Here is a 14,883-nt window from a genome sequence, read left to right as displayed (position 1 = left end):
GCCGCTACTGATCCTCGCGGTCACCGCGCTCGTCGTCCGCCGCGCCTGGAGCCGCGACCGCTGGGTCGGCCTGATCGCCGCCACCAGCGGCCTGCTCACAGCCGCCTCCCTGGCCTGGGCCACCTACCAGACCGCGGTCTCCCCGCACAGCGCCTTCTACAACACCGTCGCCCGCGCCTGGGAGCTCGGCGTCGGCGCCCTGCTCGCCACCGCGGTCGCCGTCCTCACCACCACCCCGGTCTGGTTGCGCCCGCTGCTGTCCTGGGCCGGGATCGCCCTCATCGCCGCCAGCCTGGTCCTCATCTCCCCCGACTCCGCCGGCTTCCCCGTCCCCTGGGCCCTGCTCCCCGTCGCCGGTACCGCACTGGTGATCGCCGCCGGCGTCGGCAGCGAACCGATGTTCCAACCCCTGCTGCGCAACCCGGCCGCCACCTACCTGGGCGACCTGTCCTACGCGCTCTACCTGATGCACTGGCCCGTCATCGTCCTGCTCGGCACCGTGATGGACACCAGCGTCTACTTCTACGCCGGCGCGCTGGCCCTGTCCTTCGGCCTGGCCATCGCCTGCCACCACTTCNCGGAAGTTGGGGCGCCGTCCAGCAGGCCCGCGAAGACATGCGGCACGGCCTCTACCACGTCGAGCGGTCCACCAAGATCGCCGCCGTCGCCGCACTGGTGCTGATCACCCTGTCCGTCATCACCTTTGCCGCCCGCCCCGACCGCTACGAACAGACCCACCCCGCCCTGCCCTGCTGCGGCCATCTCGGCTAAGACCTTTACGAACCAATGAGGAAAAAGAACTTCAGCTCAACCAGATCTCGTGAGGCTAAATAAAGCCAGGACTGAGCGATTTGCGAACTGGAAGTCCTCGTAGTTCGGGTTGAGCAACCGATCAGCAGGGGCCGGAGGTCACCGTTCCGTACGGCCCGACCGCGATGCCGGTGCCACCTCGGCACGCGGTGAAGGAGATTGACCCATAGTCAGCACGGCGGTCGCGGAGTCGCGCTGCAGAAGCTGCGGCCTGCTGACCGAAGAAGGAGTCCGGGTTCGCCGCCGCGTAGGCCTCCAGCCGGGTCGCCCTGCGGTCGAGCGAGGCCGAGCGAGACCGAATGTTCGCGGCCAGCACCTGCAGCGAGATGACCTGAGTGGCGTACAGGAAATCACCGGGCGCTTGCGCGAGGTCCCCGGCCACCTGGTGCACCGGGGCAGTCGGGATGGATACGACCGGAGCGGCGTTGGCAGCGATCGGCGCCAGGGCCGCGGTCGCCCCGACGACGAGCGCAGCAGCGGACACGTTCAGTTTTGTGGTGATGGCGTTCATTACTTCCCCCAAAAGAGCAGCACATTCGCTGTTGCGAGAAGTCTGCCAATCTGTGCAATGCCTGTCAATCCGAAGCGCCGCCGATAGGCGTCAGGACCCGTCCGCCGCCAACTCCTCCGCCACAGCCTCAGCAGCCGGCGCCAACGACAACCCCGCCTGCCGGGCCGTCACATGCGCCCATCCCCGCGCCGCCAGCTTGGCCCGTGCGTCCTCGTCCCGGCACAGTGACCGCAGCAGCGCGGCCAGCTCCGCGCGGTCCGTCGGCTCGAAGTAGTCGGCGCCGTCTCCGCACGTCTCCCGCAGCGAGGGGATGTCGGAGGCGACCACCGCGGTGTGCGACGCCATCGCCTCGATCGGCGGCAACCCGGCCCCCTCGTGCAAGGACGGCATCACCAACAGGTCGGCGCCCGCCACCAGGGACCGCAGCACAGGGAAGTCCAACCGACCCATCACCTCGACCCGGTCCCCCAGCCCGGCCGCCAGCGCCGGCACCCGCTCGTCACCCCCGCGCAGCGTCTCTCCACTGCCCGCGATCACCAACTTGTGCGGCACATCGCCGGCGATATCACCGAACGCCATCAGCAGCAGCGGAAGGTTCTTGTGCCACTTGGCATTCCCGACATAAAGCAGGTAGGGCGCCGACACCGGGGAGAGGCCGGCGTCGACCGGCGCGAACCACTCCTCGTCCACGGGGATCGGCGCCACCATCACCCGGGCACCCGGTGATATCTCCGTCAGCGTCGCCGTCGTCGCCTCTGACGGCGTGAAGATCAGCGTCGCCAGCCGCCCGTCCAGCCGGAACATCGTGCGTGCATACGCCCGCCGCGCTGCGCTCTGCCCGCTGATCTCTCGCGGCCGCACGTGCATCGTGTCGTGCACCGCGATGAACAACCGCGTCCCGCGATTGCGGGGCCGCAGCATCGCCAGCGGGAACGGGTAATGCGGCACCCAGAACGCTCGCGGCCGCACCGTGCTCAGCGCCCGGTTCCACACCCGCTGCTCGGCCCCGGTGTACATCACCGCCGGCTCCGCCGGGATCACGGCGGTGTCCTGGCTGACGTCGGGCACTGCGTGCCGATTGGCGAGTATCGCCAGCGACAGTCCCCGCTCGGCGAAGGTCTGCTCCAGGCTCGGCAGCAGCGTCGCGATGTAGGTCCCGATACCGCTCTGCCGGATGTGTCGCGCGTCGAACAGCAGATCGACCCGCCGATCGGTCAAGTCAACCGGCCTTCCAACTGCGGCAGGAAATCCGGATTGGCCCACATCCGCTTGAGCGTCTCGTCCAGCTCCCACTTCGGCGCCCACCCGAACAACTCGCCGATCCGCGAGATGTCGGCACCCAGATACGGCCGGTCGACCGCCCGCATCCGGCTCGGGTCCTGCCGCACCTCGAACTCCAGGCCGAGCACCGACTTCATCCGGTTCACGATGTCGTCCACCGAATACTGTTGACCGCTACCCAGATTGACGATCTCGTAGCCTCCCGGCTCTGGCGCGGCGCCGAGCGCCGCCGCGGCGAAACCGCCCGCGGCGTCCTGCACGTCGATGTAGTCCCGCTTCGGCCAGGTGTTGCCGAGGTTGATCGCGTCGGGCTTGCCGCGCAGCTGCGCCACGATCGCGGGCAATAGATGCGGATTGGTTTCCCCGGGCCCGATCACGTTGAACAGCCGCACGATCACCCCGGCGATCCCGCGGCTCTCGGCGAACATCCGGACGTAATCCTCGCCCTGGTCCTTGGTGATGCCGTAGATGTCGACCGGCTGCACCACGGAGCTCAGCTCCCGGTGCGGCGCCTCGTCCGGCTGGTAGACCGCCCCGCTGCTGGCGAAGACGAAGCGTGTTCCGGGCGGCAGCGCCGACAGCACGTTGGCGGTGCCGGTCACGTTGGTGGCGACGGCGTTCGCCGGATCGGCGTCACACTCGGGGATGTAGTGAATCGCCGCCAGGTGCACCACCACGTCCGGGGCGAACTTCTTCACCACCGCCGCCGTGGCCGCGGCGTCGCGGATGTCCACCCGCTCGAACGCGAAACCGTCCAACTCGCCGGCCAGCCAGTCGGGCGCGCCGTAGCGCAGCAGATCGGCGACCAGCACCTCCGCGCTGCCCTGGAGCGTCTGCACCAGCTCCTTACCGACGAAACCCGCTCCGCCCGTGACCATCACCTTCATGGTGTTGTGACCCCCCTGTCGATCGTGCGTTCGGCGTGCTTCTCGAGTGTCTCCGCGATGTGCGACCAGTCCAGGTCCGCGGCACCCGCGAGGCCGGCCCGCGAGTACCCGTCCCACCCTGCCTGCGCCCCGAGCATCGCCTCGGCGAACTCGGCGGGCACGGTGCCGCACACCAGGCCGGCGCCGTACTGCTTCACCACGTCCTTCCCGCCATTCTCGGAGAAGTCCGCGGTCACCACGGGCAGGCCGCTGGCCATCGCCTCGGCGATCACCCGCGGGAAGCCCTCGCGCCGGCTCGGCATGCCGAGCACCGAGGACGTCGACAGCAGCTCGATCTTCTGCGCCTCGTCGACCGGGCCCAGGACGTGCACCCGCGATGCGACGGGGCTCTGGCGGGCGACGGCTTCGACATCCCGGCGCAAAGGTCCGTCTCCGGCGATCACCAGGTCCCCGACGAAGCCCCGCTCGGCGGCCAACCCGAACGCGTCGATCAGCAGCGGCAGATTCTTGTGCCCCGCCAGCCGCCCCACGTACAGCGCTCCGGAGCGCTCGTCGCCCGGAGCCACCCGGTAGCGCTTCGCCTCGATACCGCTGGGCAGTACGCCGCACGCCCGGCCGGACTGGCGGGTGATCGCCTCCGCGACCACGTCCCCGACCGCGAAGTTCGAACCCACCAGCTTGGGGAACCGGGCTTGCACCGTCCGCAGCACCGGGTCCTCCCGAATCTCGCACCAGTGCACCGCAGTTCGCGGTCGAACTTTGCCGGGCAGCGCCAGCACGTGCATCAGCGGCCACTCATTGAGCAGGTAGAAGTCGTGCTCACCCCGTGCGGCGACACGACGGATCCGTGCGCTGTACTTCACGATGTCCGACCAACGTCGCCGCAGCACCTTCAACCGGGGCGCCTTGTAGCGGCCGGAATTGGCCTCGCGATGCACGGTGACACCGTTGACCACCTCGACCTCGGGGAGCCCGTCCACATGGGCGATGCAGTAGGTGTCGACCGTGTGGCCGCGCCGGACCAGCGCCTCCCCCAGCTCCTGGAAGAAGACCTCCTGGCCGCCGACACTCGGCGCATAGAGCTCGGTCATGAAGGCAAACCGCATCGTGGGATCTCCCTGTGAACGTGGCTCGGCAATGCGAGACGCCATCGACATTTCCGCCACGAACCCATGTGACGTGCGACGTCAGTCATCGTAGCGGTAGTTGCCAGTTCACGATGTTCGTTTGCCGGTCGATTACCGCAATCACCGGTGTGCCTCCATTAGGCTTCCGGCCATGGGGCCTGAGACGCCGAATTCACGCATCGGCGTCGCCGTTACCACGGTGGGCCGGTGGGAGCCGCTGCGCGCGCTGCTCGGTGACCTCGCCGCGCAGACACGCCCTCCGGCCGCCGTCGCGATCGCCCACCACGACCCCGCCGACGCCGCCGAACTCGACCTCCTCGTCGCCTCGTTCTCCGACACGTTGACCGTTCGCACGGTGATCAGTGCCCGCGGCATCTCCCACGGCCGCAACGCCGCTGCGGCGGCGCTCGGCGACGACGTCGACTGGTTGTGGTTCCCCAACGACACCAGCCGCGTCGACACCGATTTCCTGGAGCGCGTCGCGCAGCACTGCGTCGCGTCGGCGACGGTGTGCGCGGGGCGGCTCATCGACCGGGAGGGGCCGCGCAATCCGCTGCCCGCACCGGGAACCCCGTTGACCAAACGCAGCGCGTGGGGCGCGATCGAGCCGGCCACCGTGTTCCGGCGCGACGCCTTCTCGGTGGCCGGCGGTTTCGACCCGCACCGGGGGTCCGGCGCCGACACCCCGTGGCAGTCGGCCGAAGGCCCCGACCTGCTGCTGCGTATGGCCGCCGCCGACGGTTTCACGATCGTGTGGGCCGACGACATCGTGGTGCACGCTCAGACCGAGTTCGCCCACCTGCCGCCCGACGAGCGGCGCCGCAAGCTCCGTAACTACGGTCGCGGCGCCGGAAACGTGCTCCGCACATGGCATTACCCGCTGTGGTACAAAACGGCCCACCTGGTGGCCGCGGCACTGATGCCGCTGCGCAACCCGGCGAAGTTCGGCCCCCGCGACGCGCTGGCGCTGCTGATCGGCCGCGCCGAGGGACTGGTGGGCCGGCCGTTCACCCGGGAAACCGACACCCGTGCGATCCTTCGCTAGCCGACTTCTGCTGTGCCTCCTGGTGACCGCCGGATCGGTCACCGCCTGCCAGCCGTTGGGCGCGGCCGTCCCCATCGGGATGACCGTGCACTTCCGCGGCGCCGACGCGTCCTCACTCGACGACCAGTTCGACGCGCTGGCGGCGATGAAGGCCTCCTGGGTGCGCGTCGACGTCGACTGGTCGGTGGTCGAACCGGTTCAGAATCAGTTGAATTGGGCCTCGGCCGATCGACTCGTCGACCGTGCGCTCGCGCACCGGATGCAGGTCCTGCTGGTGCTGGCTTTCAGCCCACCCTGGACGACTAGCACGGCCGGTTCGAACCGCGCGCGGCCCGACGACCCGGCCGCGTTCGCGAACTTCGCCCGCGTCGCCGCGCAGCGGTACGCCCCCCGCGGGGTGCACCACTGGGAGATCTGGAACGAACCCAACACCGGCAAGTTCTGGCCGCCCGCCCCCGACGTCGCCGAGTACGGCCGGCTGTTCCGCGCGGCCGCCGACGCGGTGCGCGGAGTCGATCCGAAGGCCACCCTGCTGATCGGCGGACTCTCCCCCACCTACGGCAGCCCCGGCGCCGACGTCGACCCCATCACCTACCTCGGCCGGCTCTACGACGACGGGGCCGCGCAACTGGCCGACGGAATCGCGGTGCACCCGTACACCTTTCCGTCGCTTCCTGCCGACAGGACCCAACGCACCACCGGCGGTTTCCCCGACCTGCCCGCCCTGCATGCGCTGATGGCCGAGCGCGGCGACGCCGACAAGAAGGTGTGGATCACCGAGTACGGTGCCCCGACCGGTACGGGTCCGAGCGCGGTGTCCGAACGCGACCAGGCCGTGACGCTGCTGCAAGCCCGCCAGTTGGTCGACACCTGGGACTGGGCCGGGCCGCTCATCTACTACGAACTGGTCGACGGCGGAACCGATCCCGGCGAGATCGAGGACAACTTCGGCGTACTGCGCACCGACGGCAGCCTCAAGTTGGCCGCCGTCGCGCTGATTGACACCGCGGCCGATCCGTTGCGCGGCGGCTAGAGTTTCAGGATCTTGCGCACCGCGGGTCTGCGGTGCTCGGGCGCCCGCTCGACCAGCCGGTTCATCAGCCCGGGATCCACCATCGACGTCACCGACAGCGCGCGCAGCGCAAGGAAGTACACGACGATCGCGGCGGGAATGGACGCCACCAACGAGATCGAGCCGCCCCACTGCACGGTGATCAGGTACGCGACCGCGGCCTGCGCCAGGGCGGCCGCGGTGAGCGCGCCGAGCACCCGGTACGGCGGTCGGAACGCCAGACGCCTTGTCACGTACCAGGTTTCGACGAGCACGACCAGCACCTGAGCGATGCCGCGAGACCAGGCGGCGCCCATCAGCCCGTACCGCGGGATCAGCAGGAAACCCAGCACGACGGTGATCGCCAGCCCGGCGGCGTTCGAGATCACCAGCAGACCGGTCTTGCCCGTGCTGTAGAGCAGATACAGGGTGGTGACACCGAGGCTGCTGATGGCCGCGGCCACCAGGAGGACCGAGGCGGCGGGCACCGCGTCGGCGAACGCGTCTCCGAACAGCGCCGGGATCAGCACCGGCGCCACGGCGGCCAGCCCCAGGCACAGCGGCACGATCACCATCGCGATCAGCGCCGTCGTCGTCCGGTACAGCCGCAGCATGTGTTCCTCGGCGCCCATGCCGTGCTGTTCGCTGAACCGTGGCAGCAGGGCGGACAGCAGCAGCGGTGGAAGCTGGACCGCCATCTCGGCCACCGTCACCGCCGCGGCGAACAATCCGACCGCGGTCAGGCCGGAGTAGTGCTCGAGGAACACCACCTGGGTGCGGCCGAACACCAGGCTGCCGATGACGCCCACCGCCCAGCTGCCCAACGCGAACCTCACGACCTCGCGGCGCAGCGCCGAACCGACACGCGGCTTCTTGCGCAGCAACCGGAACACCCGGCTCGCCGGCATCAGGCTGCCGGCGATGTAGCCGGCCAGCGCCCCCGGGATCCCGAACAGCCACGCGCCCAACGCCATCGTCGACACCTTCAGCAGCGCCGAGACGGCCGACAGCTTGGCCACTTCGCCGAAGTGCTGTTCGCCGCGGAGATAGAACAGGTACAGGTCGCCGAGCTTCCAGGACACGAACCAGACGGCGGCGACGGTGATGACCACCTCCGGGGAGGTGCCCGCCAGCGCCCCCTTGCCGGGCCCGCACAGGTAGCCGACCAGCACCACGCCGACCACGGCCATCGCGGCCATCGAGAACCGCGTGGTCGCCCCGATCAGCCCCTCGGCCTCGTCACCGCGCCCCTCGGCGCGCAGATTGGGGATGAACCGCTGCTGCACGACGTCGATCCCGACCGCGGCAATCGTCGCCGCGACCGTCACGCACCACACGACGTAGGCGAACACCCCCAGCCGCTCCGGGCCCAGCAGCCGCGCGACGATCGCGTTGCCGACGAACCCCGCCAGCGCCACCGCCGCACCGGACGCGAAGCCCAGCAGGGTGTTCCGCGCGAAGCTCGGCGACATCAGCGGGCCCGCAGCCGCAGCAGGGACTTGGCCGCGCTGGCCCACGCCAGCGAGCCGGGCCGGCCGTAGCGCATCCCCGCTCTGATCGCCGCCAGCACGCCGCGCAGTGATCCCGCCCCCAGGGCCGACCCGACCGCCGAGGTCAGCATGTAATCGCCCCGCACGCGGGGCGATTCGCCGGCGAGTTCCCTCCGCCCCCAGTCGATGTACTCCGCGCTGCGGTCCACCCCGGCCCGCGACACCGACACCGCCGTCCACACGATGTCGACCAGCGGGTCGGGCAGCTGGATGATCGGCAACTCCGGAAAGACCCGCCGCACCTCCATCAGCCACTTCGGGTCGTCGTGGATCGATCCTTCGGCCACCGACATCGGCACCGTCTGCACCACGTGGCGAGGGAACACCAGCGTCGAGGTCTGCACCATGTTGAACGCCTGGCGCTCCCGCATCTCGAACAGATACGGCGCGACCGCTTCGTGCGGGCCGATCAGCGTGCGCGGCCCGACCACAGGTTCGCCGCCCTCGAGAAGGCGGCGGAAACGGCACGACATGATCCACTCGTCGCCCGGCGGAGCGGCCGCCAGCTGCCGCTCCAGCTTCTCGGGTAGCCACACGTCGTCGTCGTCGAGCAGCGCGATCACGGTGCCCGAGGCCGCCTCGATGCCGAGGTGCTTGGCCCGGCTCGGCCCCACCCGCCCCGGCGTGGTGATCACCCGGACCGCGGCGGACTCGGGGAGGTCCGGCTCCCCCGGCGCGTCGACGACGACGATGACCTCCAGGGGCGGAACAGTCTGTGCCAGAGCGGATTCCACTGCACGCCGCAGGCTGGGGCGAACGATGGTCGGGATCACCACGCTGACCGCGGGCGCCGTCGTCATAGCGGCGCCTGCGCTACCGGTCTGCTGTACCGGGACAGGATCAGCATCGCGAAGATCATGCCGCTGATCGGGAAGAGCTGCAGGTTCGGCAGCAGAGCCCACACCGCCTCGGTCGACGCGGCGACGAAAAACGCCCCGAGGTAACCGAACAGCGCGATCTGCTGGTTCGTCGCCGGCAGCGTGCGGGCGGCCAGGATCGCGAGCACGATCACCGGCGCCAGCACGGCCACCCCGATCACCCCGGACTTCACCAACGTGTCGATGATCAGGTTGTGGCCGGTGCCCACGTACGCCCACGCGGCGACGTTGGCGTTCGACTGGGCGTCGGTGAGGAACCAGTTGACCCCGAGGCCGACCAGCGGGGAGCGCTGCCACTCAGCGAGGCTCGCCACCCACACCGCGGCGCGGTCGGTGAACGCGTGCGGATCCCAGGGCAGGAACGGCAGGACGAACATCGTCGTCGCGGTGACGCCGGCGAACACGGTGCCGGCGAACCGGACGTTGACCATCGACCGGATCCGGCAGGCCGACCACCACAGCAGCACCAGCGCCGCCGCGATCACCGCCGTCCGTGACGCCGACGCGAGGATCGTGGTGAACAGGACGGCGCCGCAGAACAGCTGCCATCGCAGCCCACGGATCAACGGCACCAGCGAAAAGGCCACCGCGCAATACATTCCGAGCACGTTGCCGTGGCCGAACGGTCCGGCGAGCTCCCAGCCGGCGATGATCGCCTTCTCCGAGACGATGTTGTACATCATGTAGTCCGGCGCGATCAGCCCGCCGATCAGTGAGTACACGCCGATACCGGTGGCCAGGACGGGCAGCCACTTCAGCGCGTCGATCGAGGCCCCGGTCTTCCACAGCGCGACGACGAACAGGTTCGCCAGCAGGATCTTCGGGACGTCGGCCGTCGGCGGAGTTGACGGACTGAGGATGTAGGGCACGTCGACGGCGAGCAGCAGGATCAGCAGCCCGGTGATGCCGCGGTCCGGACGGCCGCGGGTCAGCAGCACCACGGCGGACGTGTAGGCGAGCAGCACCGCCGATCCGCCCAGGCGGGCGAGGTGGGCCAGCGGGACCTCCGAGGCGCCCGCGGAATCCTCGAGCGGTGGCAGGTCCGGCGAATGCTTGACGAAGACGTGGTTGATGGCCTCCGGAACGACGACCAGAGCGATCGCCAGGATGATCAGCCAGGTCAGCGCGTGGCGTTCCAGACGCGGAAAGCGCACCCCGGCGTTCGGCGCGTCCAGACCCGTGGGGGCCGGCGCGAACACGGTGTGGCGCATGACCTCGCCCGCTTATCTCTGGTGCGCGCCGAGGCGCCGCGCGCGCCCGCCGCGGGCGGCCTTGCCGGCGGGGACCATCACGACGGCCCCGACCAGGGGCGCACCCGCGCGCTTCAACGTGGCGACGGTGGAAGCGAGCTGCTTGCGGGCGCTGTGTCCGTAGCGCACGACCAGCAGCACGCCCTGCACCGCGGCGCTGAGGATCGCCGCGTCCTTGACCTCCAGGGGCGGCGAATCGAGCACGACGTAGTCGAAGCGACTACTCAACTGCTCGAGGAGATTTCGGAATCTCTGAGTGCCGAGGACCTCGGTGGGGTTGGCGGGGACCTCTCCGGCGGCGAGCACTGACACGCCCGCGTACCGCGTCTGCTGCAGCGCGGCCGACAGCTCCGCGCCGCCGCCCAGGACGGTGCTCACCCCCACCTCCGCAGGCACGTCCAGGCACGACGCGACCCGGGGCCGTCGCAGGTCGGTGTCGACGACGACCACCGAGTGGTCGGCCTCCGCCAGCGCGAGCGCGAGATTGACCGCCGTGGTGGTGCGCCCCTCGCCGGCCACCGAACTCGCGACCAGCAGCACGCGAGGCCCGGGCTCGACTTCGAGCGACTGCAGATTGGTCCGCAGTTCGCGGAACGCATCGGCCACCGCCGCGTCGTCACGCCCGAACGCGACCACCGGTCCGTCGCCGTGGCCGGCCTCGACGGGGATCTCGCCGACCACCCCGACGCCCGTGGCGCTCTCCACCATCTCCGGGCGCCTGACCGTGGGGTCGAGACGATCCCGCACCAGAGCGGCCAGCACACCGAGCAGCAGCCCGACCACGCCCGCGACGCCCAGCGTGCGCGCCTTCTTCGGCGACACCGGATCCTCGGGAACGCCGGCCCGCTGCTGGACGACGATCTGTGCGTTCGGCCGGGCACCCAGATCCGGGGTTTCCAGCGCGGCGGCCATCACGACGAATTCGTCGGACAGGGTGTTGGCTATGTCTCGGGCCCGTGTCGGCGAGGAGTCCTGCACGGTCACGTCGATCAGCACGGTGTCCGTCGGCGCGACGGCCGTGATCTCGGCCTGCAACTCGGCGGCGGTCATGTCGAGGCCGAGTTTGTCGATCGTGCGCTGCGCCAGCAGGCCGCCCTGCAGCAGCTGGGTGTAGGACAGCACGCGACGTTGGGCGAACAGTCCGCCGTCGTTGGTCTGCGTATTGGTGCCGTCAGAGGTGGTCGACACGAACAACCGCGTCGTCGCCTGATATTGCGGTGCGGCGAGCAACAGATAACCGACCGCACCGAGGACGGCGATGAGGAAAACGCCGCAAATGATTTTCCAGCGGGTCCGCAGAATCCGCGTGAAGTCCTGGAACGTCAATGGTGACCTTTCAACGCAGCGACCTTTCCCCGTGCGCGCCGTTCACGCGTCACCCGAGCACACCGGTGCGCTCACGCTATCTCAGTTGCCGTGCCTCCGACGGTGATACGCCGCACCCGTTCGATCACGGATTCGCCGCGAAATACCGTGACGTAATGGCCGATCGATATCCCGTCCACCCTGCTGTTACGCCGGTATAGTCCTACCACTGTTGCCCTTTTGGAGCTCGATGGCGGGAAAGTAGAAACGCGTGCGACGACGATCGACTTCCTCCCCTTCGGCGCAAATGTCGCTGTGCGTCCGCGCTTTCGCCGAGGTGTCGGAAACAATCGCTACCGACGGAGATCGGTGATGCCGCGTCGGCCGCTGTCGGCGATCCTGCTGTCGGTGGCAATGGTCCTCGCCCCAGCAATAGCGTTCGCACCGGTGATCGCGGTCGGACATGCCCAACCCAGCAACACCGCTGACCAAACGCCGGCAGTCACGCTGGCGTGGCGGACACTCGGGGTGAACGACGGCCTCTATCTGGGCCCGGACAGTCCCACCAGCGTCACCGTGCCCGCACCCGTCGGCCTGACGGCCTCGCGGCTGCTGGGCACGATCCAGGCGCCGATGAACGTCGACGCCGGTTTCCTCGAGATCACCGACGCCAACGGGGCATTGCTCACCAGCATCCCGCTCCCGCCGGCGGCCACCGCGCCGCCGCAGACTCCGCTCGACGTCGACATCTCCGCGGCGCCGGCCCGCTCGTCCTCGGTGACGCTGACCTTCACGCTGCGCGCCACCGACAACCGCGACGGCTTCTGCGGACCTCTCCAGCAGCTCGCCCTCAGCGGCCTGTCGACGGTCTTCACCGGCGCCGAAGCGCCCGCCAGCACCGTCGCCACGTTCTTCCCCCCGGTGCTCGAACGGGTCGGCATCTACACCCCGACCGATGCCAACACCGCCGAACAACAGTCGGTGCTGTCCCTCGTCTCGACGTTGACCCGGCTCTACCACTCGCAGCCGTTGGCCGTCGATGTCGTCACCCAGCCCCGCGGCGCGACGCCGCCGCCCGCCGGGCAGTTCGCCCGCACCGTCGTCGTCGAGTCCGGCGGCCGGGCCGGTCTGACGGTGGAGGCGCCCGGAAGCCCGGACGCCCGCCTGCGGGTCAGCGGCAACGGCGACGAACTGACCACGCAGGTCGGGCTGCTCGTCAACCAATTGCAGACACTCGTGCAGACGCCCAGCGCCCGCGTCGAACAGGCCGGGGCCAGCCCCACGCTGAGCGGCGACACCTTCACGTTCGATCAGCTCAAGATGTCCGGCAAGACGGACGTGCTGCGCACCGGCACCGTCACCGTCGGCGTGGACCGCTCGGCGCTGGGCATCGGCCGCGTGGACGCGGTCAGTGTGCACCTGCTCGCCGACTACACCCCGGTGCCCACCGACGATGCGGCCAGCATCGTCGTCCGGTCCAACGACCGGGTGCTGTACCGGGCCGCGCTCAACGACAGCGGCCGCCTCGACGCGACGTTCGACGTGCAGGGCAAGGCGCTGACGCAGTACCTCGGTCTCGACATGGCGCTGACCTACACCCCGCACCAGACCTGCGGTCCGCTGATCGCCCCGATCACCTTCCAGGTCGACCCGACGTCGACGCTGACGTTGCGCCGCGGCGGCACGCCCACAGGCGGATTCACCTCTCTCCCTTCAGAATTCAGCCCCAGCTTCATGGTCGCGATGGACGGCAGCAATCCGGGCCAGCTGGTCTACGCCGCCCGCATCATCAATGCCATCGCGCGGCTGACCAGTCAGCAGCTGACCCCCCAGGTGGTCGACGTGCAGACCGCGGCGGATTCGCGCTCGGGTGCGTTGATCGTCGCGAAGTCCTCCGCCATCGCCGACACCACCCTCGATCCGCCCGTCGGCGGTGACGCCGCGACCGTCGACATCGGCCTGCCGACCGAACTACGCGCCGACATCGCCGACGGCCTCGGGTCGGTGCAGGCCTTCGCCGACCAGGCGCGCGGGCGCACCGTCGTGCTGGTCACCACCACCGACGACTGGCGGTTGGTCGACCCGCTGCTCGACTACATCGACCGCCAGCAGGGCGGCTGGTCGGCGCTCACCGGTGACGTGCTCGCCGCCGGGGCGGCCGGCGTGCCGACGAACGTCGCGGTGCGGGCGGGCGACCCCCAGGCCGCTGCCGAAGCCCCGGCCGCGGTGGCGCAGAAGTCGTGGGTGCCGCTCGCAGTCGCGGCGGCGGCGATCCTGGCCGTCGCCGTGGTGGCGGCGGTGCTGCTGTCGCGCCGGCGCGGCACGACTGCCCGAAAGTAAAACCCGAAAAGGCGCAAAATTGCCTGCGCCGCAACCGATCAGCAGGGACCGGAGGTCACCGTTCCGTACGGCCCGACCGCGATACCGCTCCCACCGCGGCACGCGGTGAACGAGATCGACCCGTAGTCGGCGCGGCGGTCACGAAGACGTGCTGCGGCCGCGGCGGCCTGCTGACCGAAGAAGGTGTCCGGGTGTGCCGCGGCGTAGGCCTCGAGCCGGGTCGCCCTGCGGTCGAGCGAGGCGGAGCGGGCTCGGATGTTCGCAGCCAGCACCTGCAGCGAGATGACCTGCGTGGCGTACAGGAAATCACCGGGCGCCTGCGCGAGGTCCCCGACGACCTGGTGCACCGGCGCGGCCGGGAGCGATACGGCCGGCGCGGCGTTCGCAGCGATCGGCGCCAGGGCCGCTGTCGCCCCGACCGCGAGCGCAGCAGCGGTCACGTTCAGCTTTGTGGTGATGGCGTTCATGATCTTCCCCCGAAGAATGCAGCACAGTAGCTGTGTCAGAAGCCTCTCAACCTGTGCAACGCCTGTCAAACCGAAACACCGAACCGGTAGCGCTTTGACCCTCTGGCGTGACTCAGATCACTGTGTATTGCCGTAGAACCAGCTGTGGTTGATCAGCGATCATCTGACGGAGCCGCATAATGTGCACCGGGGGGATGTCATGGTTACTGCGCTGGACCGTTTTCGAGAATCGTCACAACGTCGACGTCGACGTGCAGAACGAGCAAACTATCGTCTGGACATTCAGGGTTTGCGAGCCGTGGCCGTTCTGGCCGTGCTCGCCGCCCACCTCACCGGCTGGCCGCGCGGCGGCTTCGTCGGCATCGACGTCTTCTTCGTGAT

Annotated in this window: 12 protein-coding genes and 1 pseudogene; 4 read left to right on the top strand and 9 right to left on the bottom strand. The window is 69.6% G+C overall.

What is annotated here, in order from left to right; genetic code table 11:
- Positions 1-7: 7 nt before the first annotated feature.
- Positions 8-577: pseudogene (locus MCHLDSM_RS20730) on the top strand (acyltransferase family protein); the annotation flags it as partial.
- A 315-nt stretch (positions 578-892) separates the two neighbouring features.
- Here the strand turns inward: MCHLDSM_RS20730 and MCHLDSM_RS20725 are convergent.
- From MCHLDSM_RS20725 to MCHLDSM_RS20710, 4 genes are all read right to left on the bottom strand, one after another.
- The gene (locus MCHLDSM_RS20725; protein ID WP_048471808.1) at positions 893-1,321 is read right to left on the bottom strand and encodes a hypothetical protein; all 429 of its coding nucleotides are present in this window, start codon (positions 1,319-1,321) and stop codon (positions 893-895) included.
- A 90-nt stretch (positions 1,322-1,411) separates the two neighbouring features.
- Complete coding sequence (locus MCHLDSM_RS20720) at positions 1,412-2,539, bottom strand: glycosyltransferase family 4 protein (RefSeq protein WP_048471807.1); 1,128 nt, start codon at positions 2,537-2,539, stop codon at positions 1,412-1,414.
- A complete protein-coding gene (locus MCHLDSM_RS20715) occupies positions 2,536-3,480 on the bottom strand; it encodes an NAD-dependent epimerase/dehydratase family protein (RefSeq protein WP_234714136.1) in 945 nt (314 codons plus the stop codon). The genes MCHLDSM_RS20720 and MCHLDSM_RS20715 overlap by 4 nt, the downstream gene beginning before the upstream one ends.
- Positions 3,481-3,485: 5 nt before the next feature.
- A complete protein-coding gene (locus tag MCHLDSM_RS20710; RefSeq protein WP_234714135.1) occupies positions 3,486-4,580 on the bottom strand; it encodes a glycosyltransferase family 4 protein in 1,095 nt (364 codons plus the stop codon).
- 187 nt (positions 4,581-4,767) lie between these two features.
- On the opposite strand from MCHLDSM_RS20710, the gene MCHLDSM_RS20705 reads away from it, so the two are divergent.
- Together MCHLDSM_RS20705 and MCHLDSM_RS20700 are read left to right on the top strand one after the other, a co-directional pair.
- Positions 4,768-5,661, top strand: coding sequence for a glycosyltransferase family 2 protein (locus MCHLDSM_RS20705; protein WP_048471804.1), 894 nt, complete (start codon positions 4,768-4,770; stop codon positions 5,659-5,661).
- Between the two features lie 22 nt (positions 5,662-5,683).
- Positions 5,684-6,694 (top strand): cellulase family glycosylhydrolase, encoded by a 1,011-nt coding sequence (locus MCHLDSM_RS20700; protein WP_234714134.1) that lies wholly within the window; start codon positions 5,684-5,686, stop codon positions 6,692-6,694.
- On the opposite strand, the gene MCHLDSM_RS20695 is transcribed toward MCHLDSM_RS20700, so the two are convergent.
- The 4 genes from MCHLDSM_RS20695 to MCHLDSM_RS20680 are packed head-to-tail and all read right to left on the bottom strand — an operon-like array spanning position 6,691 to position 11,716.
- The gene (locus tag MCHLDSM_RS20695; RefSeq protein WP_060937736.1) at positions 6,691-8,184 is read right to left on the bottom strand and encodes an oligosaccharide flippase family protein; all 1,494 of its coding nucleotides are present in this window, start codon (positions 8,182-8,184) and stop codon (positions 6,691-6,693) included. The genes MCHLDSM_RS20700 and MCHLDSM_RS20695 overlap by 4 nt on opposite strands.
- A complete protein-coding gene (locus MCHLDSM_RS20690; protein ID WP_048471801.1) occupies positions 8,184-9,062 on the bottom strand; it encodes a glycosyltransferase family 2 protein in 879 nt (292 codons plus the stop codon). Before MCHLDSM_RS20690 ends, MCHLDSM_RS20695 begins: the two co-directional genes overlap by 1 nt.
- Positions 9,059-10,351: an O-antigen ligase family protein gene (locus MCHLDSM_RS20685; protein WP_048471800.1), complete on the bottom strand. Its 1,293-nt coding sequence runs from the start codon at positions 10,349-10,351 to the stop codon at positions 9,059-9,061. The genes MCHLDSM_RS20690 and MCHLDSM_RS20685 overlap by 4 nt, the downstream gene beginning before the upstream one ends.
- A 12-nt stretch (positions 10,352-10,363) precedes the next feature.
- Positions 10,364-11,716, bottom strand: a complete 1,353-nt coding sequence (locus tag MCHLDSM_RS20680) for a tyrosine-protein kinase domain-containing protein (RefSeq protein WP_048471799.1) — start codon at positions 11,714-11,716, stop codon at positions 10,364-10,366.
- A 351-nt stretch (positions 11,717-12,067) separates the two neighbouring features.
- Between MCHLDSM_RS20680 and MCHLDSM_RS20675 the strand changes: the two genes are divergently transcribed.
- Positions 12,068-14,035: a hypothetical protein gene (locus MCHLDSM_RS20675; RefSeq protein ID WP_048471798.1), complete on the top strand. Its 1,968-nt coding sequence runs from the start codon at positions 12,068-12,070 to the stop codon at positions 14,033-14,035.
- Between the two features lie 38 nt (positions 14,036-14,073).
- Here MCHLDSM_RS20675 and MCHLDSM_RS20670 read toward each other — a convergent pair whose 3' ends face one another.
- Positions 14,074-14,475 (bottom strand): hypothetical protein, encoded by a 402-nt coding sequence (locus tag MCHLDSM_RS20670; RefSeq protein WP_131722666.1) that lies wholly within the window; start codon positions 14,473-14,475, stop codon positions 14,074-14,076.
- Positions 14,476-14,883: the final 408 nt, after the last annotated feature.

The sequence above is a fragment of the Mycolicibacterium chlorophenolicum genome (assembly GCF_001044235.1).
GTDB lineage: Bacteria > Actinomycetota > Actinomycetes > Mycobacteriales > Mycobacteriaceae > Mycobacterium > Mycobacterium chlorophenolicum.
Note: the sequence above shows the minus strand (reverse complement) of the source record. Positions and strands in the feature narration are given on the sequence as shown.